The 23,250-nt window shown below is 62.5% G+C and carries 20 protein-coding genes; 10 read left to right on the plus strand and 10 right to left on the minus strand.

The annotated features are described in order from the left end of the window. Positions 1-146 precede the first annotated feature (146 nt). Positions 147-2,588, plus strand: a complete 2,442-nt coding sequence (locus ACR30Z_RS03275; RefSeq protein ID WP_434371194.1) for a polysaccharide lyase 8 family protein — start codon at positions 147-149, stop codon at positions 2,586-2,588. On the opposite strand, the gene ACR30Z_RS03280 is transcribed toward ACR30Z_RS03275, so the two are convergent. From ACR30Z_RS03280 to ACR30Z_RS03290, 3 genes are all read right to left on the minus strand, one after another. After that, a complete protein-coding gene (locus ACR30Z_RS03280) occupies positions 2,585-2,737 on the minus strand; it encodes a hypothetical protein (protein WP_434371195.1) in 153 nt (50 codons plus the stop codon). The genes ACR30Z_RS03275 and ACR30Z_RS03280 overlap by 4 nt on opposite strands. A gap of 149 nt (positions 2,738-2,886) precedes the next feature. Then, positions 2,887-4,242 (minus strand): 4-aminobutyrate--2-oxoglutarate transaminase, encoded by a 1,356-nt coding sequence (gene gabT / locus ACR30Z_RS03285; RefSeq protein WP_144648696.1) that lies wholly within the window; start codon positions 4,240-4,242, stop codon positions 2,887-2,889. Between the two features lie 59 nt (positions 4,243-4,301). Beyond that, on the minus strand, positions 4,302-5,732 hold the full coding sequence (locus ACR30Z_RS03290) for a gamma-aminobutyraldehyde dehydrogenase (RefSeq protein WP_144648697.1): 1,431 nt from the start codon (positions 5,730-5,732) through the stop codon (positions 4,302-4,304). A 144-nt stretch (positions 5,733-5,876) separates the two neighbouring features. Between ACR30Z_RS03290 and ACR30Z_RS03295 the strand changes: the two genes are divergently transcribed. The 3 genes from ACR30Z_RS03295 (at position 5,877) to ACR30Z_RS03305 (ending at position 9,318) form a co-directional block, all read left to right on the plus strand. Next, on the plus strand, positions 5,877-7,319 hold the full coding sequence (locus ACR30Z_RS03295) for a PucR family transcriptional regulator (protein ID WP_144648698.1): 1,443 nt from the start codon (positions 5,877-5,879) through the stop codon (positions 7,317-7,319). Positions 7,320-7,384: 65 nt separating this feature from the next. Continuing rightward, positions 7,385-8,641: an MFS transporter gene (locus ACR30Z_RS03300; RefSeq protein ID WP_144648699.1), complete on the plus strand. Its 1,257-nt coding sequence runs from the start codon at positions 7,385-7,387 to the stop codon at positions 8,639-8,641. Then, the gene (locus ACR30Z_RS03305; RefSeq protein ID WP_144648700.1) at positions 8,638-9,318 is read left to right on the plus strand and encodes a FadR/GntR family transcriptional regulator; all 681 of its coding nucleotides are present in this window, start codon (positions 8,638-8,640) and stop codon (positions 9,316-9,318) included. Before ACR30Z_RS03300 ends, ACR30Z_RS03305 begins: the two co-directional genes overlap by 4 nt. Positions 9,319-9,394: 76 nt before the next feature. On the opposite strand, the gene ACR30Z_RS03310 is transcribed toward ACR30Z_RS03305, so the two are convergent. From ACR30Z_RS03310 to ACR30Z_RS03335, 6 genes are all read right to left on the minus strand, one after another. Next, positions 9,395-10,759, minus strand: a complete 1,365-nt coding sequence (locus ACR30Z_RS03310) for an MBL fold metallo-hydrolase (RefSeq protein ID WP_434371196.1) — start codon at positions 10,757-10,759, stop codon at positions 9,395-9,397. A gap of 91 nt (positions 10,760-10,850) precedes the next feature. Beyond that, on the minus strand, positions 10,851-12,317 hold the full coding sequence (locus tag ACR30Z_RS03315) for an FAD-dependent oxidoreductase (protein WP_144648702.1): 1,467 nt from the start codon (positions 12,315-12,317) through the stop codon (positions 10,851-10,853). Positions 12,318-12,336: 19 nt separating this feature from the next. Further along, a complete protein-coding gene (cobA, locus tag ACR30Z_RS03320; RefSeq protein WP_144648703.1) occupies positions 12,337-13,614 on the minus strand; it encodes a uroporphyrinogen-III C-methyltransferase in 1,278 nt (425 codons plus the stop codon). A gap of 90 nt (positions 13,615-13,704) precedes the next feature. Next, positions 13,705-14,505, minus strand: coding sequence for a DNA alkylation repair protein (locus tag ACR30Z_RS03325; RefSeq protein WP_434371197.1), 801 nt, complete (start codon positions 14,503-14,505; stop codon positions 13,705-13,707). Positions 14,506-14,520: 15 nt separating this feature from the next. Continuing rightward, on the minus strand, positions 14,521-15,432 hold the full coding sequence (locus ACR30Z_RS03330; RefSeq protein ID WP_434371198.1) for a glutaminase: 912 nt from the start codon (positions 15,430-15,432) through the stop codon (positions 14,521-14,523). 94 nt (positions 15,433-15,526) lie between these two features. After that, positions 15,527-16,579: an LLM class flavin-dependent oxidoreductase gene (locus ACR30Z_RS03335; RefSeq protein WP_434371199.1), complete on the minus strand. Its 1,053-nt coding sequence runs from the start codon at positions 16,577-16,579 to the stop codon at positions 15,527-15,529. 661 nt (positions 16,580-17,240) lie between these two features. Here ACR30Z_RS03335 and ACR30Z_RS03340 point away from each other — a divergent pair. The 5 genes from ACR30Z_RS03340 to ACR30Z_RS03360 all read left to right on the plus strand — a co-directional run bounded on the left by ACR30Z_RS03340 (position 17,241) and on the right by ACR30Z_RS03360 (position 21,096). Further along, positions 17,241-18,632, plus strand: a complete 1,392-nt coding sequence (locus ACR30Z_RS03340) for a hypothetical protein (protein ID WP_434371200.1) — start codon at positions 17,241-17,243, stop codon at positions 18,630-18,632. 20 nt (positions 18,633-18,652) lie between these two features. Continuing rightward, positions 18,653-19,180, plus strand: a complete 528-nt coding sequence (locus ACR30Z_RS03345) for a hypothetical protein (protein WP_434371201.1) — start codon at positions 18,653-18,655, stop codon at positions 19,178-19,180. Between the two features lie 221 nt (positions 19,181-19,401). Next, positions 19,402-19,818 carry a hypothetical protein gene (locus ACR30Z_RS03350; RefSeq protein WP_434371202.1) on the plus strand — a complete coding sequence of 139 codons (417 nt, stop codon included), beginning with the start codon at positions 19,402-19,404 and terminating at the stop codon, positions 19,816-19,818. Positions 19,819-19,903: 85 nt separating this feature from the next. After that, a complete protein-coding gene (locus tag ACR30Z_RS03355) occupies positions 19,904-20,458 on the plus strand; it encodes a hypothetical protein (RefSeq protein WP_434371203.1) in 555 nt (184 codons plus the stop codon). 107 nt (positions 20,459-20,565) lie between these two features. After that, on the plus strand, positions 20,566-21,096 hold the full coding sequence (locus ACR30Z_RS03360; RefSeq protein ID WP_144648710.1) for a hypothetical protein: 531 nt from the start codon (positions 20,566-20,568) through the stop codon (positions 21,094-21,096). Between the two features lie 50 nt (positions 21,097-21,146). On the opposite strand, the gene ACR30Z_RS03365 is transcribed toward ACR30Z_RS03360, so the two are convergent. Next, positions 21,147-21,704, minus strand: a complete 558-nt coding sequence (locus tag ACR30Z_RS03365) for a dihydrofolate reductase family protein (protein WP_144648711.1) — start codon at positions 21,702-21,704, stop codon at positions 21,147-21,149. Positions 21,705-22,395: 691 nt separating this feature from the next. On the opposite strand from ACR30Z_RS03365, the gene ACR30Z_RS03370 reads away from it, so the two are divergent. Further along, a complete protein-coding gene (locus tag ACR30Z_RS03370) occupies positions 22,396-23,013 on the plus strand; it encodes a DUF305 domain-containing protein (protein ID WP_434371205.1) in 618 nt (205 codons plus the stop codon). The last annotated feature ends 237 nt before the right edge of the window (positions 23,014-23,250 follow it).

Below are 23,250 nucleotides of genomic sequence, written 5' to 3' on the forward strand. Positions count from 1 at the left end.
GGCCCGGGAACCGGACATAAAGTTGCGGAAACTTTCGCAACCACGTCCACCCCACCCCCTGCCCAAGTAACTCGCAGTAGTGGTTGTTCCCAGCGCTGGGAACAACCACTACTGCCAGCCAGTTGGGTTGCCTGAACGGAGCAGTTTTGAACTTCACCGGACCCACCATGAGCCGCCGTACCCTTTTCCGCACGACAGGAGCTGCCGCCCTTGCCGGTGTCCTGTTGTCGCAGGCAGGACCATCCTTTGCCACAAGCGATGCCAGCCTGCAGGAGCTCATCGATCGCCGGCGCTTGGTCCTCACTGGCAGCCGGAGCGCCGCGGATGTCCCCGAACTCGCGGCGCAGCTCGAAGGAATGGGTAAGACTGCCGGAACGTGGTGGACCTCCATGGACAAGGCTCCGGTCCGGACGTCCCTGTGGAGCGATATTCCGCTGACGGGCATCGGACAGTCCACTACGGCCACCAGCAACATGGGCCTGCACTTCAACCGCCTCTACGACATGGCGTTGGGCTACGCGGTTCCCGGCAATCCCTACGCCGGGAACCCGGAGCTGGCCGCTGACATTGTTGCCGGGCTGAAGCTCCTCAACGACACCGCGTACAAGCCCGGGATGCGCGCTGCGGGCAACTGGTGGTTCTGGGAAATCGGTATCCCCCGTAAGTCCGTGGATATCCTGACACTGCTTCATGCCGAGGTCCCCGAAACCCTGCGGACATCCCTGCTGGCAGCTGTCCGATGGTTTGCGCCCAACCCGAATTGGCGCGGCCGTGCTACATTCTTTGCCGAGACGGGCGCCAACCGTGTGGACAAGTCCCTGGCCTGCTGCATGCGCGGCATCCTGGATAACAAAGCGGACGAGATCGCTTTGGGCCGGGATGCCCTGAGCGATACCGTCCGCGGAGGCGTTAATAGCGTGTTCACCTATGTGACCAGCGGCGACGGCTTCTATACGGACGGATCCTTCGTGCAGCACACGTACCTGCCTTATGCAGGGACCTACGGCGTGGTGGCACTGGCCGGCATCGCGGAGATCGTTGCCATGCTCGGTGGAAGCACCTGGGCAGTCAACGACCCGAAACGGTCCGTGCTCCTTGACGCAGTGGAAGACACCTATGCCCCGTTTGTGTGGGACGGCCGGATCATGGACACCGTCCGTGGCCGCGCCGTCTCCCGCCAGCGGGAACCCGACTACGTCAGCGGCTTCGGCCTGATCTCCGCTGTGCTGCTGTTGGCGCCGGGCTGCGAGGAGCCGTACCGTTCGCGTTTCCTGGCGTTGGCCAAGGGCTGGCTGGAACGCTGCGCGGACCAGAAACTCGTGGGGCACCCAACACAGAGCCTGGCAAAGTCGCTGTTGTCCCTGGGAGTCCTCTCCGATACCGGCGTGGTCGCGACGCCGGCGCCGGTGTACAGCCGCATGTTTGCCGACCAGGACCGGCTGGTCCACCACCGCCCGCAGTGGGGCTGCACGGTGAACCTTTCCTCCAAGCGCATCGGCAGGTACGAATGGGGCAACAGCGAGAACAACCTGGGCTGGTACCAAGGCGACGGCATGACCTTCGTTTACACCCGGCAGGACCCCTCTCAGTTCAGCGCCGATTTCTGGCCCACCGTGGATCCCTACGGCCTTCCCGGCACCACCGTCAATGACCAGGTCCGGGCCAGCGGGGCCGGTGCCGCCGGAACCGGCATCCCGCGAGCTTTCCAGGCCTTCGCCGGTGGGCTCACCGTGGAAGGGCGTTGGGGCGTCGTCGGCATGGACCACCTCAACCACAACAAAACCTTGTCCGGCAGGAAGTCCTGGTTCTTCCTTGATGACGCGGTGGTCTGCCTGGGTGCGGGTATCACCGGCACAGGTGGGGCTTCCGTCCAGACGACAATCGAGAACAGGTCCTTCGCGTCAGGTGCGGTGCCTGCGTTGCGGACCGATTCCCGGAATCGCCGCATGGCACCCGGGGACGCAGCCGTGCAGCTCAAGAGGTCCGTGCACATCGAAGGGCACGGCGGTTATGTGTTCCTGGACGCACCGGGAGTATCGGGGGCGCCTGAAGTGGCAGTGGTCCGCCGAACCGGGAGCTGGTTCGACGTAAACTCCGGAGCAGACACCGGCGGGTCAACCGATCCTGTTACCCGGGACTATGTGACCGTCACGCACCGCCACGGTGTGGATCCATCCGGGTCGGGCTATGCGTACATGGTGTTGCCCGCGGCCGGTCACTCCACCACGTTCTCCCAGTCGGCCAACCCGGATGTGAAGGTCCTGGCCAATTCGCCGGAGGTCCAAATGGTAGAGGCAGGCAACCAGAAGCTGCTCCTGGCCAACTTCTTCGCAGCAGGCACCGCAAGCGGCTACACAGTCTCCGGCCCCTGCACTGTGGCGGCCCGGCAGGCCGGGGACAAGCTCACTCTGTCCGTGGCCGACCCCTCTCGTACCCAGGCCAGCGTCAGGATTACGCTGGCCGGCTCGCAGTGGCGCACCGTCGTACAGGCCGACGACGGCGTGGCCTTGGTCAGTGCCGAGCCCCTGGTCGTCGAGGTCCAGCTGGACGGACATGGCCACCAGAAGAACCTGACGCTGGGCACCTAGGGCACTCCGACGTCGAGATCGCGGGAGCCATGCAGGATCGCTGGATAGCAACGGCGAACTCGGCCCACTCCGACGAACCCGGCCCACTCCGACGAACCCGGCGCTCCGACGAACCCGGCCCACTCCGACGTCGAGATCGCGGGAGTCATGCGGGATCGCTGGGTAGCTACGGCAAACCCGGCCCACTCCGGCGAACCCGGCGCACTCCGGCGAACCCGGCGCGCTCCGGCGAACTCGGCGCAAACGCAGAAGGAGGGCCGGGAAATCCCGGCCCTCCTTCTGTGTAGAGCGGTGAGGCTTACGCGTTGGCCTTGATGGCTGCGGCGAGGACCTCAAGGCCGTCGAGGAGCAGTTCGTCGCTGATCACCAGCGGCGGGAGCAACCGGATCACGTTGCCGTAGGTGCCACAGGTCAGGATGATGACACCTTCCTTGAGGCAAGCAGCGGCAACGGCCTTGGTAAGGTCGGCGTTCGGTTCCTTGGAGCCGGGCTGGACGAGCTCGATGGCCAGCATGGCGCCACGGCCACGGATGTCGCCAACCACGGAAACTTCTTCGGCCAGTTCGCGGAGCTTGCCCAGGGCCAGCTCTTCGATGTGGCGGGCGCGGCCGTTGAGGTCGTGCTGTTCCATGGTGTCGATCGCTGCGAGTGCTGCTGCGCAGGCAACCGGGTTGCCACCGTAGGTGCCGCCGAGGCCGCCCGGGTGGACGGCGTCGAGCAGGTCGGCGCGGCCGGTGATCGCGGACAGCGGCAGGCCGCCGGCGATGCCCTTGGCCATGGTGATGATGTCAGGGACAACACCTTCGTGGTCAACGGCGAACCATTCGCCCGTGCGGCAGAAGCCGGACTGGACTTCATCGGCGATGAAGACGATGCCCTTTTCCTTGGCCCATGCGGACAGTGCCGGCAGGAAGCCCTCGGCCGGAACGATGAAGCCGCCCTCGCCCTGGATGGGCTCGATGATGATCGCAGCAACCTGGTCGCCACCGATCTGCTTCTCGATCATGGTGATGGCGCGCTTGGCTGCCTCGGCACCGGTGATGTCCGGGTTCTCTTCACGGAACGGGTAGCTCATGGGCATGCGGTAGACCTCGGGCGCGAACGGGCCGAAATTGGTCTTGTACGGCATGGCCTTAGCGGTGAGTGCCATGGTCAGGTTGGTGCGGCCGTGGTAGGCGTGGTCGAAGGCAACCACGGCGTCGCGGCCGGTGGCCAGGCGAGCAACCTTGACGGCGTTCTCTACGGCTTCAGCGCCGGAGTTGAAAAGCACGGTGCGCTTGGCGTGGTCGCCCGGGGTGAGGCGGTTGAGCTGCTCGGCAACTGCAACGTAGCCCTCGTACGGGGTAACCATGAAGCAGGTGTGCGTGAAGTGCGCGGCAGCTTCCTGGACGGCAGCGACGACGGCGGGGTCGGACGCGCCGACGCTGGTCACGGCGATGCCGGAGCCGAGGTCGATGAAGGAGTTGCCATCGACGTCGCGGATGATGCCGCCATCGGCGTCTTCAACGTAGACGGGGACGCCGGAGGCGACGCCGGCAGCAACGACGGCGGAGCGACGCTCGGCCAGTGCCTGCGACTTGGGTCCGGGGAAGGCGCCGTTGATGTTGCGCTTCTGCTCGATGCGGTACGACAGTTCGTTCGCGGTGGTGGTCATGGGGTGGTTGCCTTTCTGGGAAATTCGTACGGGTTACGCGGACGCGTTATGCAACTGCGTTATGCATCCAATGCACTCATCACGTGCTTGATGCGCGTGTAGTCCTCGACGCCGTACATGGAGAGGTCCTTGCCGTAGCCGGACTGCTTGAAGCCGCCGTGCGGCATCTCTGCCGTCAGGAGGATGTGGGTGTTGATCCAGACCGCACCGAAATCAAGGTCTCGGCTCATGCGCATGGCCGTTCCGTGGTCGGTGGTCCAGACGCTGGACGCCAGGGCATATTCGACGTCGTTGGCCAGTTCCAGCGCTTCTTCTTCGGTGCTGAACTTCTGCACGGTGATGACCGGGCCGAAGGTTTCCTTCTGCACGATGTCGTCGCTCTGCTTGGCGCCGGTGATGATGGTGGGCTCGAAGAAGAATCCCTTCTCGCCTGCGCGGTGGCCGCCGGTTTCGATCTTGCAGTTGGCCGGGAGGTGCTCCACCACGGAGGTCACGGCGTTGAAGTGGTTCACGTTGTTGAGCGGTCCGAAGTAGTTGTCTTCGTCGTTCTGCGAACCGGTGTGCAGGGTCCTGGTGTGCTCCACCATTGCTGCCACAACGTCGTCGTGGACCGAGTCTTCGATTAGCACGCGGGTGATGGCCGTGCAGTCCTGGCCTGCGTTGAAGAAGGCGAACTCGGCGATGGCCGCTGCACTCTTCTTGATGTCGGCATCCTTGAAGACGATGGCCGGAGCCTTGCCGCCAAGTTCCAGGTGGGCACGCTTGAGGCCCTTGGCCGCGCCACTGGCAACTGCAATGCCTGCGCGGACGGAGCCGGTGATGGACACTAGTCCGGGGACCTTGTGGTCAACCATCATGGCTCCGGTTTCGCCGGTGCCCAGGACAACGTTGAGGACGCCGGCCGGGAAGATCTCACCGGCGAGTCGTGCCAGCACGAGGGTGGACTCCGGGGTGGTGTCGGACGGCTTGAGGACAACGGTGTTGCCGGCAGCCAGGGCGGGGCCGATCTTCCAGATGGCCATGAGGAACGGGTAGTTCCACGGCGCAACCTGGGCTACGACGCCGATCGGTTCGCGGCGCACGTAGGAGGTGTGGCCCTCGAAGTACTCGCCTGCGGACTTGCCTTCCATGATGCGTGCAGCGCCTGCGAAGAAGCGGAGCTGGTCTGCACCGGCGGCAACTTCCTCGGAAGCGATCAGGGAGCGGACCTGTCCGGTGTTGCGGTGCTGGGCTTCCACGAGTTCGTCGCTGTTGGCCTCCACGGCGTCGGCGAGCTTGAGGAGCATGAGCTGGCGCTGGCCGGGGGTGGCCTTCTTCCACGACTTGAAGGCCTCGTTGGCCGCGGTCATGGCTGCGTCCACATCGGCCTGCACCGAAATGGGCGACTTGGCAACGATTTCCCCGGTGGCAGGGTTAACGATGTCCAGGAGACCCGTACCTGCCGGCGTAACGAATTCGCCATTGATGAAGTTCTGCAAGGTTTGAACCACGGCGTGCAACCCTCTTTCGGTGTCTGGGCATGGATTTAGCTGATCAGAGCCTATGCCAGGGAGGGGGTCTGAGGAATAGTCAGCTGCACACAGACGCACCCCTCCCTTAGTGCGCTTGCCCAGCGACGGGTTAGGCTTTTAAGCATGGCAATGTCCCTCGCTTCGCTCGTCGCTGTCCCCTCCCTGAAACTCCGCCAAGCCGGCCTTGCAGAGACCACGCTGAACCAGGACATCAGCTGGGTTGCGGTAACGGAGCTGGAAGACCCGCAGCGTTTCCTGAGCGGCGGAGAATTGGTCCTCACCACCGGCCTGCGCCTCAAGAGCGCTGCCGATCAGCGGCGCTTCGTCCGCCAGGCCCAGCGCGCAGGTGCCGTGGGAATCGGCTTCGGCATTGGGCTGACCCACGAGTCCGTTCCGGATGCGCTCATCGCAGAGGCCAACCGCTGGGGTTTGCCGCTGGTGGAGGTGCCGTACGAGATCCCGTTCATCGCCATCGGCAAGCTCGTTGCCGAATCGCACTCCGCGGACCACTACTCCAATCTGGAACGCCTCCTTGCCGGGCACCAGATCCTGGCCCGCTCGCTGCTCACCGGCGGCGGACTCAACGAACTCCTCAAGCAACTCGGCAGCATGCTCCGCACGGACGTTGTACTCACCCAGTTCAGCGCGCAGCTCTACAACAGCGTGGTGGGGAAGCCGGCCCCGACGGCGGACGGCTGGGCTTCGTATCCGATTCCCACCGGCCGCAGGGACGCCTGCACGCTGTGGCTGCGGCAGCCCTTCGTCGACTCCGGGATCGTGAGCTACGCGCAGAACCTCATCAGCGTGGAGCTCAACAACATGGTCAAGCAGCGCCAGGCCCAGCGCGCCATGGCCGGGCAGGTCCTGGATGACGTCATCCACGGCACCTTGGAAACCATCGAGGCGGCCCGTCGCTTGGCAGGTGTCGGGATCAACAGCACAAGGAAAAACGTTGTGCTGGTTGCCGAATCCACGGCACACCACAAACAGCTCATCAGCATCTCCCTGCCCCAGGCACTGGAAGGCGGCGTCAGCGCCGTCGTTGGGAAGGACCTGGTGACGGTCATCAATGACGACGGCAGTTCGGCCACCGCCTTGGCCAAGAGCCTGAGCGACCACCTGCAGGAGGCCGGCATCCATGCGCTGATAGGGATCGGGGGCGCCTACACGAAGCCGAACGGCCTGCGGTGGAGCTACTTTGAAGCGCGCGACGCCGTGGCGCACGGCTTGCCGGTGAACGAGCCGGAACGCCTGAGCCTGACGTCCCTGCTGCTCGCCAGCGAGGATGTTCCCCTGGCCGACATGGCCAGTGAATCGCTGACGCCGCTGCGGAAGTTCGACGCCGCCCATGGAGCCGAACTGGTGGCCACGCTGGAAAGCTACCTGAACCACAACGGCTCAGTAGCCGCCGTCGCCGAAGCCCTCACCCTGCACCGCAACACTGTGCGGTATCGCTTGGCCCAGATCACCGAACTGACGGGCTACGACCCTTCGCAGACGCAGGACCGGGTGCAGTTGTGGCTCGCCTTGGCCGTGCAGCGCTTGGGGTCCAGAAACCCCCGCTAGGCACCCGGCGGAGAGGTTCGCCACAAAAGTCTAGACATTAGACGTCAAACGTCTAACCTTTAGATATGGCGACGACTTCTCTTACGACAACGACAGGAAACATCCCTCTGGTCTCCCCCGCGCAGGCGGCCCCTAAGACGCGCGTCGTCGCCGTCGTCGGCATTATTGCCGTGGTGCTCATTGGCCTGAACCTCCGCGCCGGTATTACCAGCGCTGCGGCACTGTTCCACGAATTGCAGCAGGTGCTGGGCTATGGCGCGTTGGTGGCCTCGATTCTGCCTTCCATCCCGCTGCTGTGCTTCGCGGTTGCAGGCATGGGGACTTCCTGGTTGACCCGGCGCGTCGGCGTCGAGAAGGCCATCGCCATCGCTTTGGCATTGCTCGCCGCAGGCCTGCTGGTCCGTGGCGTGCCGGTAACCGGCGCGCTGCTCGGCGGCACGGTCCTGGCGATGTCCGGCCTGGCTGTGTGCAACGTGGCCATGCCGTCGTTCATCCGCGAGCACTACTCCGAGCGCACGTCCATGATGACCGGCCTCTACACCTTCACCATGTCCGGCGGCGCCACCTTCGCCGCGGCAGTCAGCGTACCCTTGGCCCAGCAGCTCGGCTCGCCGTCCATGGGCTTGGCCGCATGGGGCTTGCTGGGCGTCGCGGCGCTCCTCGGCTTCCTGCCGGTGGTCCTCCACACCCACCGGAACTCCACCAAGACCGACCGCCCGCGCGTCTCCATGTGGCCGCTGCTCCGCACCCGACTCGGCATCCTGATCACCGCCATCTTCACGTTCCAGGCGTTCCTGGCCTATGCCGTGATGAGCTGGTTCGCCTACATCTTGACCTCCCAAGGCCTCAGCGCTTCCGAGAGCGGACTGCAGTTCGGCGTCATGCAGTTGGTCTCCGTAGCCGCCGGCATGATCCTGCTCGCCTTCGGCTCGCGGCCCGGCATGCTCCGCCCGGCCCTCTACCTCGCCAGCAGCTCCACCTTGCTGGCCATCGCGGCCATGATCTGGCTGCCGACCTCACTTGCGGTGATCCCCGCCGTGCTCTTTGGATTCGGCCTGGGCATCTTCCCGTTGGTTCTGGTGATCATCAGCCGCAGTGGACGCTCGACGGCGGAAACCACCGCACTCTCCACCATCGCCCAATCGCTGGGATACTTGATTGCGGCAATTGGTCCCTTTGGCATGGGCCTGCTCCACAGCGCCACGGGCGGCTGGGTGCTGCCCCTGAGCCTGCTGTCCATCGTGGCGGTGGCACTCATGGTTACCTGCCACATGCTCACCAGCAAGCGCACTGCCACCAAGACCGGACCGAGGACAGCATGACCCTGACGCCTTCGCATCGCCCGGCACTGGCCGAGGAGATCACCGCCAAGTTGCGGGACATGATCAAGTCCGGCGAGTGGCCGCTCCAGGAACGCATCCCTGCCGAACCGGAACTCATGGCGACACTGGGCGTTTCGCGGGGAACCCTGCGCGAGGCGATCAAAGCACTGGCGCACTCGGGCATGCTGGAGGTCCGCCGCGGTGACGGCACGTATGTCCGGGCCAACAGCGAGATGTCCGGCGCAGCCCAGCGCATGTACTTGGAGCACACGCAGGAACACATTGTGGAAGTCCGGCTCGGCTTGGATACGCAGGCAGCGCGCCTGGCCACCAAGCATGCCACCGCCGAGGACCTGGCCGAGATGCGCCGACTCCTCGCGCTCCGCCATGATGCCTGGCAGGCCGAGGACTACCCCACCTGGGCCAGCGCCGATTGGGAGTTCCACGAGCGCGTTGCCCTGGCCTCCGGGAATCCGCTGCTGCACCAGCTGTACGTCTCCTTTGGCGGCGTCTTCCACAACGACCTCCTTCGGCAGCAACGCAAGGGCGGCTTCAACGGCATCCCGCGCGAAGGCCACGACGAACTGGTTGATGCCCTGGAGGCCCACGATCCCGATGCAGCCGTCCAGAGCGTGTACCGGAATCTTGATTACTGCTCGGACTCAGCCCCGCGGTAACTCTCGGCTTTGCTAAGACGTTGCAAGTCCGCTTTTCCGTTGTTGCCCAACCACGGTTTAGCGGGGCGGCAACGCGTTACGGCATCGTCTCAGTCCCTGCCCCGATCGCGTCCCGGAACCTGGCATTGATCAGCACAACATCACGCCCGGCCCTGTCCAGCAGGCTGGCGGCAACACTCGCCCTGTAACCCGTTGCACAGTGCACCCAGATTCTCGCGTCCGGCAGCTCAGTGATTCTGCCGAGGAGTTCGTACACCGGCACATTCAGCGCACCCACCACATGCGAGGCCTTGTATTCTTCCGGCCGGCGAACATCCAGCACCACATCCTCAGGCACCCGGTCCTTGAGGAGTGCAGCCCAGTCACCGTGTGGATAGCTTGCTTGCGGCAATTGTGGCGCCAGGGCTCCCGGTTGAGGCCCGACGGCGGCATCCGGACTGTCGATGCCGATCCTCGCCAAGTCACGGATCGCCTTTTCAACCTCAACCACAGGTCCCAGCAACGTGAGCGGCTGGTTCCACGGGATCACCCAGCCGAGGTAACTGGTGAAGTTGTCGCCCTTCCCGTACTCGAAGCTCACGCTGCCTTGCAGATGGCCATCCGCGAAGGCCACGCGATGCCGCAGATCCACCACCCACTCCCCTGCCTTCAACCGCCGGCCCAGTTCTTCAGGGTCCACAGAGTCCGGAACCTCGAGCTTCGCCGCATCCGGACCGGCCGCATTGAGCGGACTCATGTGGGCGTAATACGCGGGATAGGCCGTGATGTTTTCCAGCAGCTGCGAAACGAAGTGGTCCTCGTTTGCATCCGTCAGGGCGTGGTTGGATTCGGCTTGCTCACCGATCGTTGATGATTCTTGGTGGCTCGCAGGCCCGATTGAACAGAACGATCCGAAGCCGTGGGTCGGGTAGAGTGCCGCGTCGGGAGGTGCCGACTCCACCAGGCGCCGAACCGACGAGTATTGCTCGTGGGCCAACCGGGCGGTGTCCTGCGGCGAGACCAGGTCCGTCCGTCCAACCGAACCGTAGAGCAAGCTGCCGCCGGAAAACACAGCCTCAGGGCCGCCGTCGTGCCTGTCATCCCGCACCACGTACGAGAGGTGCGTGTGCGTGTGCCCGGGAGTCGCCACCACCGTCACGGTGAGCCGGCCAACGTGGACAACCTGGCCATCGGTGACGGGGACGCGGGCAAATGACACCTCATCGGCGCCGTTCACCAAGTAGTCGGCACTGTGTTTCTCGGCAAGGACCAGACCGCCGGTGACGTAGTCGTTGTGCAGGTGGGTTTCGGCCACGTGCGTGATGCGGACTCCTGCATCCCGCGCCGCCGCTTCCATCCGGTCAATGTCCCGTTGAGGGTCGATCACCAACGCAACACTGCCGTCGTGCACCAGGTAGCTTCGGTCCCCCAGCTGGGGAGTTTCGATGACCACGACGTCCATGATTCAGGGTACCGCCGAAGGTTAACCCCTTAAAAGCAGCGGCGGGGCCACACCCACGTGAAGTGCGTGACCCCGCCTGCCATTACAGAAGCTAGACCTGCGCGGCTACACCATCACGGGAGATGGTGACCATGTCCTCGCGCGGTACAACCTTGATGCGCTCACGCTTGACCTCAACACCGTGGGAGGTGCCGGCCTCGGTGGCTGCTGCGCCGAGGGCGAGTTCGTGGGCGTCCAGTGCCAACCAGCCTTCCCAGCTGGTGAACTTCACGCCGCGGGAATCAAGAAGATCCACCACTGCGTCAGCTGCGGGAACCTCGGCTACCGGCAGGTTCTGGCGGTCTTCCAGGAGGTACGTGACGGTTTCCAGGGCATCGCCCTTGGTGTGGCCAATAAGGCCAACCGGACCACGCTTGATCCAGCCCGTTGCGTAGAGGCCCGGAACGTGCTGGCCGTCGGCGTCCAGGACGCGACCGCCGTCGTTGGTGACGACACCCTTCTTGTGGTCGAACTCGACGTCCGGCAGGGCCGAACCGAAGTAGCCGATGGCGCGGTACACGGCCTGGACCGGGTAGTCGATGAACTCGCCGGTGCCTCGGGCGTTGCCCGTGCCATCCAGTTCAGTGCGTTCGAACTTGATGCCCGCAACCTTGCCCGGGGTTTCTGCGGAGTCCACGATCTCCACCGGGCTGTGCAGGAAGTGCAGGTGCAGGCGACGGGAAGCCTTGAGCTCGGAAAGGTCCTCGGGCTGCTCGGCAATCCAGTTGGTGAGCGTGCCAACCATGGTCTTGATCTGGTTGTTCGTCTGGACCTGGCGGTCGGACTCTTCGTCGAATTCGAAGTCCTCGGCGTAGAGGATGATGTCCACGTCCTTGGAGTGCGAGAGTTCGCGGAGTTCCAGCGGGGTGAACTTCACCTGGGCCGGGCCACGACGCCCAAAGACGTGCACGTCTGTGACCGGCGAGCTCTTCAGGCCGGCGTACACGTTGTCCGGGATCTCCGTGACCAGCAGGTCATCGGCGTGCTTGGACAGGACGCGGGCCACGTCCAGGGCCACGTTGCCGTTGCCGAGGACAGCGATTTCGGTGGCTTCCAGCGGCCATTCACGGGGAACGTCCGGGTGTCCGTCGAACCAGGAGACGAAGTCGGCGCCGCCGAAGGAACCTTCAAGTTCGATGCCGGGGATGTTCAGGTCCGCGTCCTTGATGGCACCCGTGGCGAAGATGATGGCGTCGTAGTGCTTGCGGAGGTCCTCGATGGAGATGTCCGTGCCGTAGTCGACGTTGCCGAAGAAGCGGATGTCGCCGCGGTCCAGGACCTTGTGCAGGGCGTTGACGATGCCCTTGATGCGGGGGTGGTCCGGAGCAACGCCGTAGCGAATGAGGCCATACGGTGCCGGGTAGCGGTCAAAGAGGTCGATGCTGACGGTAAGTTCGCCGCTCTTGACGGCCTCGCTCTTGGTCAGGATGTCCGCTGCGTACACGCCGGCCGGGCCAGAGCCGATGACGGCGACGCGAAGCGGACGGTCCGCAGAACCTACGGGGGTGCTAATTGACACGGCTGTGTTCCTTCTTTTCTCAGTTACTGCGGACGCGGGGACGATTGGGGGTGATGGTGCTGTAGTCAGCGGTCTTGAAATGCTGCGGCGCGAAGGGGCTGACACGGACGACGTCGCCGATCACGATGACCGCTGGATTGGCCACGCCGACGGCTTCCGCCTGGTCCGCAATGGTCCCCAACGTACCGATGGTGACGCGCTGTTCCGGCAAATACCCGTTCTCTACGATACCTACTGGTGTGTTCAAAGGCAGACCCGAGCCGGCCAGCGCAGCAGCGGAATCGCGCAATTGCGCCACTCCCATGAGCAACACCACAGTGTGGTCGGGGCGTGCGGGGACCTCGGACAGCTCTTCATGGCCGGTCACCACGCTGAAGCCCTTGGCCAGGCCGCGGTGCGTCACGGGGATGCCAGCAGCGGCCGGAACCGAAATAGCTGACGTCACGCCGGACACCACTTCAACTTCGACGCCGTTCTGCCGGCAGAATTCTGCTTCCTCGCCGCCGCGTCCCAGGACGTAGGGGTCGCCGCCTTTGAGGCGGACCACGCGGTTGCCCTTGAGTGCTTCGTCCACGAGGATGCGGTTGATCTCGAGCTGCGGGACCGGGTGGTGTCCGGGTGTCTTGCCCACCTCGATGACGCGGACGTCCGGGGCCAGTTCCTTGAGCAGCTCACGCGGGCCAAGACGGTCTGCAACAACGACGTCGGCCTGGCCCAGCAGGCGCCTGCCGCGGACGGTGATGAGTCCCGAGTCGCCCGGACCGCCACCGACCAGAGCCACGGAACCAGCCGGAGTCTTTCCAGCTGCGTCCGGCTTGCGGTGGCGTCGCAGCGGAAGGTCACCCGTTTCAAGTGCGGTGGCAACGGCGTTGCGAAGGGCCATGGCACGGCGCGGGTCTCCCCCGGCGTTGATGGCGATCTTGACGTCGTCCACTACGGCGACGGCGGGTGTCCACGCGGCTGATGCTTCGTGGTCCGAGGCATTGACGCACCAGAGGCGTTGCGCCTCGGCGTCGGCCGATACCTGGGTGTCCACAGCGGCAGTGCCAGTGGCGGTCTGAACGAACCAGACGCCGTCGAGGTCTGACGTGCGGTACTCGCGCTGCGCCCAGGTGACGAGGCCGGAAGCTGCGAGTCCGCGAAGGGTTTCGGTGGCAACGGGAGCGACCACGGTGACTTTCGCACCGGCGTCGAGCAGTCCCTTGGCACGGCGTTCCGCAACGGGGCCGCCGCCCACCACCAGCACCGGGCGGCCAAGCAGCCGCAGCGCGGTGGGGTAAATGTCCTGTATTGCCATGAAAAAACTGTAGGGCGGCTCCGTAACATGCTTCAAAGGCTCAGAAACACCCGGTAACGCTGGGTAATCCAGCGTCACATATCTCCGCGGTCAGCCCGGAGAAACCCTGTCTTTAAGCGTCAGATAGTAGGCCCGCTGCTCTTTGCCCAAATGCTCAATGGCGTAACGAAGGGTGGTTCTGGGCATGGTGGCCGCGTGTTCATCGAGGAAAGCCAGCAATCGTTCCCGACTGCTGCGACCGGCATCGCGGACCCAGCCCCCCACTGCTTTGTTGATGAGGTCCTCTTTGTCATGCAGCAATATTTCGGCGATGGCGAAGGTGTCATCCAGTTGGCCTTCACGGATGAACGCCGACGTCGCCACGATGGCCGTCCGACGCTCCCACATGTTCTCCGACCGGGCCAGTTCATACAGCGGGTCCCGTGACTTATCCATGAGCCAGCCACCCACCACGCGCCCCGCTCCCAGGTCCACGAGGTCCCAGTTGTTGATGCGGTCATGGCGTCGCAGGTACAGCTCGAACAGCGTGTGGCGGCGCTCTTCGGTGGTCTTCTTCTTCTGGGCTTGGAGCGACATGATCTTCACGGCACCGGCCCGCGCCTCGTGGATGTCTTCATCCAGCAGCTTCTCGATCTCGTCCAAAGGCATGGCCGCGAACTCCTTGGCGAGCGTGAAGACCTCGCCCATGCGGACGCCCATGAAGAAGTCGCCCTCGGCATAGTCACCCTGGCCGGTCTTGAAGTACCGCTGGTACTTGGCTTGTTCGACGTCCGACTGACGGATTTTCAGGCGCTCAAGGAACCCGACGGCGGTGGGCTGGGTTCCCGGCGCCAGCGCTGCAGGCTTTCGGGCCTTGCCCGCTTTGGGGATCTTTCCGGCCTTGGGGGTCATCTCTCCATAATGCGCCTAAAACACGGACCAGCCAGTACGCGTGGTGAATTCGTCCAGCGCGGCCACACCGGCCACCGAGTTACCCGACCTTCCCAGACCAGGGCTCCACACGCTGATGGAGCACTTGTTGGGAACCACGGCCACGATGCCACCGCCGACCCCACTCTTGCCCGGGAGCCCAACTCTGTACGCGAATTCGCCCGCGGCATCATAGGTACCACAGGTGAGCATGACGGCGTTGATTCTCTTGGTCTGCGCCGGAGAGAGCAAGAGTGTCCCGTCTGCCCCCAAGCCGTTGGACGCAAGGAACCGGGTTGCGAGCGCCAGGTCTTCACAGGTCATGGCCAGGGCGCATTGCTTGGCATAGGAGTCCAGGACGTCATCCACTGGATTCTCCAGGTTGCCGCAGCTTGCCAGGAAGTGGGCCAATGAGGCATTCCGGTGCCCCTTGCCCAACTCGGATGACGCAACCCGTTGATCTGTTTCGACCCCTGCGTTGCCTGTTTCTTGGCGCATCAGGTCGCGGACTGCGTGGGCAGCGTTGCCAGTCAGGCTGAGGAGCCTGTCCGTCACCACGATGGCACCTGCGTTGATGAACGGATTCCGGGGAATGCCATCTTCGCTTTCCAACTGGACCAAGGAGTTGAAGGGGTTACCCGAGGGCTCGCGGAACACCCTCTTCCAGATGTGGTCGCCGTCGGAAGCCAGCACCAGGGCGAGGGCGAAGACTTTGGAGATGCTTTGAATGGAGAACTCCACGTGGGCGTCCCCCGCCGAAAATACCTCACCGTCCCGGGTGACCACCGAGATCCCGAATTGATGCGGGTCTACTGCCCCGAGCTGCGGGATGTAATCGGCCACGTTGCCTTGGCCGACGTGCGGTTGAACTGCTCCGACGATGTCTTCCAGGAGGTTCTGAATGTCCACGGGGTAACCTTTGCTTTCTGCGTAGTCCCCTCGCCGTTGAAGGGACCGTCAAGTGCTCGCGCGGTCTTGGCGCAAGAACACACAGCCAGCAACACTACCTGCCTTGCACTCCTTGGTGGGCCTTCCATCCGAAAGCCGGTGCAATGTGCTTGGCGACTTTGCCCAGCAGCTTGGCGTTGTAGTCGACGCCAAGCTGGTTGGGCACTGTGAGCAGGACCGTGTCGGCTGCTTGCACGGCTGCGTCCTTCGCCAGTTCGTCCGCTAATTGATCCGGCTCGCCGATGTAGCTCTTCCCGAAACGCGACAACGCGCCGTCGAGAATTCCCACTTGGTCCTGGCTGTCCGCTTGGGCTCGGAGGCCGAAGTAGTGGTTGTCGACGTCGTCCACGATGGGGATCACGCTGCGGCTCACAGAGATCCTCGGTTCAAAGTCGTGCCCTGCGGCCGCCCAGGCTTCGCGGAACATCTGGATCTGCTCTGCCTGCAGTTCGTCAAAGGGAACACCGGTGTCCTCGGTAAGAAGGGTTGAGCTCATCAGGTTCATTCCCTGCTCAGCAGCCCACACGGCCGTTTTGCGGGTTCCGGCGCCCCACCAGATCCGCTGCGGGAGGCCGGGTGACTGGGGTTGGATGGGCAGCAGACCTGTGGCCCCGCCGGCGTAGTGCGGGTCCGCTTCGGCCACCCCGTGCCCGGCGATGGCCTTGCGGAACAGGGCAGTGTGGCGGCGGGCCATTTCACCGCCGTCCTCACCGTCCTCGGGGACGTAGCCGAAGTTCGCGGCTCCGTTCCGTGCGGGTTCGGGTGAACCACGGCTCACTCCGAGCTGCAACCGTCCATCACTGATGAGGTCCGTGGCTGCTGCTTCCTCGGCCATGTAGAGGCTGTTTTCGTATCTCATATCGATCACGCCGGTGCCCATTTCTATCCGGCTGGTCCGTGCCGCAATAGCACTCAGCAGTGGAAAGGGCGATGCTTGCTGCCGGGCGAAGTGGTGCACGCGGAAGAAGGCTCCGTCGATGCCCAGTTCCTCAGCAGCCACAGCGAGTTCGATCCCCTGTTTCAGGGCTTCCCCAGCCGTTGGCACGAGGGAACCCGGGACACGGGCCCAGTGACCGAAGGAGAGGAAACCGATCCGTTTGTTGTGCATGTTCGGGACAACTCCGCTGGGGCCCGGAGAATTCCACGGACCCCCTCGTCCACCGCTCAGCGCTTTCCGAAAGTGATTCAGAACCTGTCGAGCGCAGTAGGTATAGTGGAGCCGCCGGCGGTTTATCTATTTGATGGAGTAAAATGGATTTCGACACGGGGGTTGCCGAACGTCTGATCGGTGCATGTCGAGACGCAGCGCGTACGCTGCAGGATCAACGCGGACGGGAAACGATCTCAACGGCTGCCCTCATGGAATTCCGGGGCGTGTTCGCAGACTGTTTCCGGGAAAACGTTGCCGCTGAACGGGCGGCCCGCTCGGAGCTGGTCCACATGTTGGAAGATGTTGCCCGTCAGGTCCACGAAGCGAAGAGCGCGGCGGAGGTTGAGCAGCGTCGATTGAATGACGTGAGGGAGTGGGCGCTTGCCTCCGGTTGGGCGCCTGCTGGCGGAGGTTTTGCAGTGGACGTGGGGCCGCACCCGTCGATGGAGGAGACTGACCGTCCGGTGGTGAGCGCGGACACTGTGCGGCAGGGGTCTGGGCGAGTGGAAGCACTGCTGGGGCGAGTTCCGCTGATCCAGACACCTTGGACTCCGCAGTGTCAACCTTTTGGATCCAAGACGGCTCAGACCGAAGCGCGGCCAACAGAGTCAGTGCAGCTGTGTCCGAGTTCGAGGACAAGTGCTCCTGGGCGCACTCTAATCTCGACGCTGTCCGTGGCGGGCTGCGACGGTTCTTGGAAGACAATCATCAGGACGCGACCCGGCTTTCCGACGTCGCGTCGACGTTCCGCGCTGCCGGTGGCAGCGGTGACGTCGGGCAGGTAACGGTATCGAACGGCCTTCTGGTGCTTGCCACGGTGCCGACGTCCTTATCGGGTGTGGCTCTGCTGAGCTACTTGTCCACTGCCACCGAGGCTGACGTGAAGGCGTTGGCCACAATGCCCGGATGGCAGCAGACCCTGCAAGGCTTGGACGCATCGAAGATCGGGACTTGGTGGGCGGGCATGAACACGGGAGCCCACCCTGTTGCGGACGAGTCCGGGTTCACGCAGGTGCAGGAACTCCTGTTGGCTACTGCTCCGGCCATGTTCGGCGCTTTGGACGGGATGCCCGCACTGGCCAGGGTCCGGGCGAACCAGTTGAACGCGCCAAGCCTGCTCCGCGCGGCGGAGAAAAACCTGGAAACAGCCCGGAAGTTGTCGGGGATCGGGCAAGCCCACCACGACCCGAACCGAACAAAAATGCTGCAAAATGAGGTGGCATACCTGAAGCAGGTGGAAGCCGGGGACGTACAGCTTTACCTCTATGACCGGGGCCGGTCCCGGATCGTGGAAATGATCGGCACCCCGGGCCCCGACACACGGCACGTGATCACCTACGTCCCAGGAACCTTCACCGGGATGAACATCTTCTACGAAGGCGGCGTACAGCAGGTAGCCAATTACCTCAGCAGCCAGGTGTCAGGGACGGTGGCTTTCGTCTACAAGGATGGGCGGCTCCCGGGAGAGGAGGACACCGCAGGAGGTCCCAACCTGGGGAGAATCGGTGAGGCCAACGATGAGAACCTCGCACGCACCTCGGGGCAGCAACTGGCAAGATTCGAGACTGGGATGCGCACTGACCCCTACCTGAACGGTGCCGAACAAACCGGCATCGGGCACAGCTGGGGCCTGGCAAACGTCACCAGCTCCGAAGTCGCCGGAGCCCGATACGACAAGGTGGTCTCCCTCGCCGGGGCCGGCATGCTCCCGGACTGGAAACCACAGCCAACCACGGAATACTCCAACCTGTACTACTATGATCTGCTCGTCCATGGTCAGGGAATTCCCAACCTCATCACGAATAAAGGGGTGGTGTGGGATGGAAATAACCCCATTCATCGGGATGAATTCGAACAGCACTATTACCGCGGCCCCCACGACGACCAACTTGGGGCGATTAACACCGTCGAAGAAGGGAACATCCTCATGGAAAACCACAACCTCATCGCCTCCACCAATAATGACAACGAAAAAGCACTAGAAGACATGCTAGAAATTGTGACTCGATGAGGGCTCGGAACGGTGCCACGGTGGTGGTGGTGCTGCTGGCATTGCTGATGGGGCTCGCCGGTTGCGCCGGAAACCCAAGCGTGAGTTCGACCGAGTCAACCGTGCCAACTGCCACTGATACACAGGAGGAACCGTTGATAACTGAACTGACCTGGCAGGAAGCCAAAGCCCACACTCAAGCTATGGAACTGGAGATCGCCGCCCTGATCCCAAACAACACCATTGTCTCGATCGATCAGAAGGAGACGGGCATGCTTCTGTCCTGCAACAGCACACACCACAAATGGAAAGGTTCCACGACCATCACGGTCGTTGAAGGAACCAACATCGAGCCGATCGTGAAGGACATCGAAGCCCACTACCGGGCGAAAGGAACGAAAGTATCCGCCGACAGGAATGTCGACGAAGACTATCGAATCCAAATCGATCTGGGAGCCGGGGAGAACTACATCGTCGCAGAAGGCTTGGCCCCAAATGAAATCCGTATCGCCTCAGGATCTGTGTGCTTCACTTTGCCCGAGGGCATCTACCCGGGTGGGGATTTTTAGGTCCTCATGAACAACCACAACCTCATCGACTCAAACAACGAAAATAACATGAAAGCGCTTGAAAACAAGCTTGGAATCGTGACTCGATGAGGGCGCGTCGCGGTGCCATGGCGTTGTTGCTGGTGGCAGGTTCGATCGGGCTCGCCGCTTGCGCCGAGCCACCCAACGGGGGTTCGACAGAGTCAACTGTGCCAACTGCGACTCAAACACAGGAGGAGCCGATGAAAGCTGGACTGACCTGGCAGGAAGCGAAAGCCCACACCCAGGCAATGGAACTGGAGATCACCGCCCTCATTCCAAAAGATGCTGCTGTCTCGATCGATCAAAAGATGAAGGGCGTGCTGCTGTCCTGCAACAAGACACAGCACAATTGGAATGGCTCGACGACGGTCATGGTTGCCGAAGGCACCAAAATCGATCCCATTGTGAAAGACATCGAAGCCCACTACCGGGCGAACGGACTCAAGGTGTCCGTCGATATGGATATAGATGAAAAGCTTCTTATCCAAATTGATCCGCCTGCTCCCGGGGAGAGTTACCTCGTCGGTGGAGGCGTTAAACCTTTTGAGATTTGGATCGATTCGGGTTCGCCGTGCTTCACACTGCCCGAGGGCATCTACCCAGGCGGGGATTTCTAGATCCGATGAACAACCACAACCTCATCGCCTCAAACAGTGCAAACAACGAGCAAGTACTCAAAGACATGCTTGGAATTGTGGCTCGATGAGGGCGCGTCGCGGTGCCATGGCGTTGTGGCTGGTGGCAGGTTCGATCGGGCTCGCCGCTTGTGCTGGAAAAACCCCCAACACGGGTTCAATCCAGTCGGCTGTGCCAACGCCTGCTAAAACACAAGAGGAACCGATGAAAGCTGAACTAACCTGGCAGGAAGCTAAAGCCCACGCACAAGCCATACAACTGGAGATCGTCGCGCTGATCCCAAAAGATGCTGTCATCTCGTTTGATCAGAAGAAGAAGGGCGTGCTTCTGTCCTGCGACAAGACGCAGCACAACTGGAATGCTTCAATCACGGTCACGGTAGCTGAAGGAACCAAAATCCAGTCGGTCGTGAAGGACATCGAAGCCCACTACCGCGCGAATGGCTTAAATGTGTCCGTAGATAGAAATGTAAACGAAAACTATCGAATCCAAATCGACCCGCCTGCTCCAGGGGAGAGTTACATCGTCTCCGAAGGATTGTCTCCAAACGAAATCCGTATTGCATCAGGATCTGAGTGCTTCACCTTGCCCGAGGGCATCTACCCGGGTGGGGATTTTTAGGTCCTCATGAACAACCGTAACCTCATCTCCTCTAATAGCGAGGACAACGAACAGGCGCTCATGGACATGCTGGGAAGTGCGATTCGATGAGGGTTCGGAGCGGCGCCATGGCGTTGATGCTGGTCGTTTCAATCGGGCTTGCCGGTTGCGCCGGGCCACCCACCGGGAGTTCGACGGAGTCGACTGTGCCAACTGCGGCCAAAACACAGGAGGCAACGATGAATGCTGAGCTGACATGGCAGCAAGCGAAAGCTCATACACAAGCAATGGAACTGGAGATCGCCGCCCTGATCCCAAAAGAAGCTGTTATCTCGATCGATCAGAAGAAGAAGGGCGTGCTCTTGTCCTGCAACAAGACCCAGCACAGCTGGAATGGTTCAACGACAATCACGGTCACCGGAAAAACCAAAATCGAGCCGATCCTGAAAGAAGTCGAAACCCACTATCAAATTGGACAATACGAAGTCGGGAACAGGCTTGATATCAGAGGATCCTGCGAAGTCCAAGTAAGCCCTCACAACACAAGCGATGAAAACTATATTGTCGCCGAAGGGTTAGCCCCACATCAAATTCGCATTGATTCCGGTTCGCCGTGCTTCACATTGCCCGAGGGCATATATCCCGGTGGGGGTTTCTAAAACCGGAGTTCATGGGGATGGTTGGCGTTGTCATGTTGCCTGCACATTCGTCAGACAGCCCGGCGATAATGCATCGCCACCGCCCCGTTACTGAGCGGCTCGGCCGAGATCAGTTCAAGGCGCCGGGTGCTGGGCAGTCCGCCCTGGTAAAGGGTGGGTCCGTGGCCTGTGATCATGGGGTGGATGAGGAATTTGTACTCGTCGATCAGGCCCAATCGGTCCAACTCTGTTGCTAGTTTCCCGCTGCCAACAAGCACCCCTTTGGGAGTCCTGTCCTTAAGTTCCTGAACGGCCGTACCCAGTTGGCCAACCAGCCGATGACTGTTGGTCCAGGGGAAGTCGCTCCGCGTTGTGGAAACGACGTACTTGGGTTTTCCCTCCAAGGTGATCGCCCACTCGCGTAAGGCTGGCGGCGCTTCTACTTCGCCGCGGGCAACCAAGGGCCAGTAAACCTCCATCATTTCGTAGGTAGTCCGGCCCCAGAGCATTGCGCCGCTCTGATCCAAGAGACGCGTGAAGTGGGCGTGCGTCTCGTCGTCGGCGATGCCCTCCTGATGGTCCACGCAACCATCGAGCGTGACGTTGATGCTGAACGTTAGAAGGCCCATTCGACGATTCTAGGCCGCGAATCGCAATGGCGCAGCGGAAATTGGAGGAATGCCCAGGGTCAGGAGTACCAACAGGAATGAATCACTCTCAGATACCCTATGGGGGTATACTGTCAGCACTGGAAGTGGACGAAGGTGGTGAAGCATCGTGAGCAAGCAGCTGTCCCCTCAAGCTCCTGCCGCCCGCCTCGGGCGGGCGTCGCTTCTGCTTCTGGTGGCGGCCGTCATGGCGGGCATTTTAGGAATGCACATCATCAGCGGTTCCCATGGGGCAGGTGGATCGCATGGGACTCATGCGGCATCACCTGTAGTGAGCACCTCCTCATCCCACCCTGCGCACGGCTCTTCTCATGAAGTGAGCGGTACCTCGGCTGGCGACGATCACGGCACGGAATTTGGAAGCTGCTCCTGCACTCAGGCTGCCAGTTGCATCCCATCCCTCACATCAGCTTCCCTGAGCGCTCCCCCACCCGACACGACAGGGGAACTCACCCCTGCATCGTGGGGACTGCCCACCATCTTTCCGTCCTGGTCCTACCAACCCCACGGTCCTACACCCGGGCAACTCTGCATCAGCCGCACGTGAGCACTGGATGATCCGGTAACAGCCGGGACTGTACATCCATCACCACCTGCTCACCACCGGGCGGCTGACTATCACCGCCGCCCGAAATGCAAAGGACTTTTACTCATGAACAGAACTCACTTCACTGTGACCGGAGCGGCTCTCGCAGGTCTGCTTGCCCTGGCTGGTTGCGCTTCCAACCCCGGCTCCGGTTCCATGCCGGGCATGGACCATGGAAGTTCCGGCACCTCCATCAGCCCCTCTGCGAGCAGCAGCGACGCCGGGCACAACGCAGCGGACACCATGTTCGCCCAAATGATGATCCCCCATCACTCTCAAGCAGTGGAGATGTCCGACGCCATGCTGGCGAAGGCTGACATCCCGCCCGCAGTGACTGCCTTGGCAGTGAAGATCAAAGACGCGCAGGCACCCGAAATAGAGAAGATGACGGGTTGGCTGACGAACTGGGACGTGCCTGTTATGGGATCCTCCGGGCATGGCGGCCACGGCATGGACGGCATGCTGAGCGAGGCGGACCTGCAGAAGCTCAGGGATGCCCGGGGTGTGGAAGCGGCCAAGCTCTTCCTGACGCAGATGATCGCGCATCACGAAGGTGCTGTGACCATGGCCAAAACCGAAATAGCCCAAGGCAAGAACCCTGAGGCTGTCCAGCTAGGCAAGGACATCGTCACGGCGCAGGAAGCAGAGATTCGGGAAATGCGGGATCTGCTGACCGGACTCTAACCTCACCGTCTGGTGACGCAAGGGCTCGACGGCGGGAGGTCGCCGTCGAGCCCTTGCTCGCGGTCCGGAAGTCGACGTTATGCAGCGGTCGATGCGAAGGGCCGAGGACACTGACGATCTTCCAGCCTTCCCCGGATTTTGCCAGTTCAACGGTTTGGTCGTAGACGTACCCCTCGCCGGGGCCCTGCACGCCACCCACAGGACCGTGTGCCAGCTGTGTCTGCTCAGAGATCTCTA

Source organism: Paenarthrobacter sp. FR1 (assembly GCF_051106045.1).
In the GTDB taxonomy this organism is placed as follows: Bacteria; Actinomycetota; Actinomycetes; order Actinomycetales; family Micrococcaceae; genus Arthrobacter; species Arthrobacter nitroguajacolicus_A.

Excerpts from the sequence above, each read along its gene's own strand:
- ACR30Z_RS03325 (WP_434371197.1), bottom strand. The coding sequence starts at position 14,505 with ATGACCCCCAAGGCCGGAAAGATCCCCAAAGCGGGCAAGGCCCGAAAG.
- cobA (WP_144648703.1), bottom strand. The coding sequence starts at position 13,614 with ATGGCAATACAGGACATTTACCCCACCGCGCTGCGGCTGCTTGGCCGC.
- ACR30Z_RS03365 (WP_144648711.1), bottom strand. The coding sequence starts at position 21,704 with ATGGGCCTTCTAACGTTCAGCATCAACGTCACGCTCGATGGTTGCGTG.
- ACR30Z_RS03355 (WP_434371203.1), top strand. The coding sequence starts at position 19,904 with ATGAGGGCGCGTCGCGGTGCCATGGCGTTGTGGCTGGTGGCAGGTTCG.
- ACR30Z_RS03350 (WP_434371202.1), top strand. The coding sequence starts at position 19,402 with ATGAAAGCTGGACTGACCTGGCAGGAAGCGAAAGCCCACACCCAGGCA.
- ACR30Z_RS03360 (WP_144648710.1), top strand. The coding sequence starts at position 20,566 with ATGGCGTTGATGCTGGTCGTTTCAATCGGGCTTGCCGGTTGCGCCGGG.
- ACR30Z_RS03335 (WP_434371199.1), bottom strand. The coding sequence starts at position 16,579 with ATGCACAACAAACGGATCGGTTTCCTCTCCTTCGGTCACTGGGCCCGT.
- ACR30Z_RS03295 (WP_144648698.1), top strand. The coding sequence starts at position 5,877 with ATGGCAATGTCCCTCGCTTCGCTCGTCGCTGTCCCCTCCCTGAAACTC.
- ACR30Z_RS03370 (WP_434371205.1), top strand. The coding sequence starts at position 22,396 with ATGAACAGAACTCACTTCACTGTGACCGGAGCGGCTCTCGCAGGTCTG.
- ACR30Z_RS03305 (WP_144648700.1), top strand. The coding sequence starts at position 8,638 with ATGACCCTGACGCCTTCGCATCGCCCGGCACTGGCCGAGGAGATCACC.
- ACR30Z_RS03310 (WP_434371196.1), bottom strand. The coding sequence starts at position 10,759 with ATGGACGTCGTGGTCATCGAAACTCCCCAGCTGGGGGACCGAAGCTAC.
- ACR30Z_RS03300 (WP_144648699.1), top strand. The coding sequence starts at position 7,385 with ATGGCGACGACTTCTCTTACGACAACGACAGGAAACATCCCTCTGGTC.
- gabT (WP_144648696.1), bottom strand. The coding sequence starts at position 4,242 with ATGACCACCACCGCGAACGAACTGTCGTACCGCATCGAGCAGAAGCGC.
- ACR30Z_RS03280 (WP_434371195.1), bottom strand. The coding sequence starts at position 2,737 with ATGACTCCCGCGATCTCGACGTCGGAGTGGGCCGGGTTCGTCGGAGCG.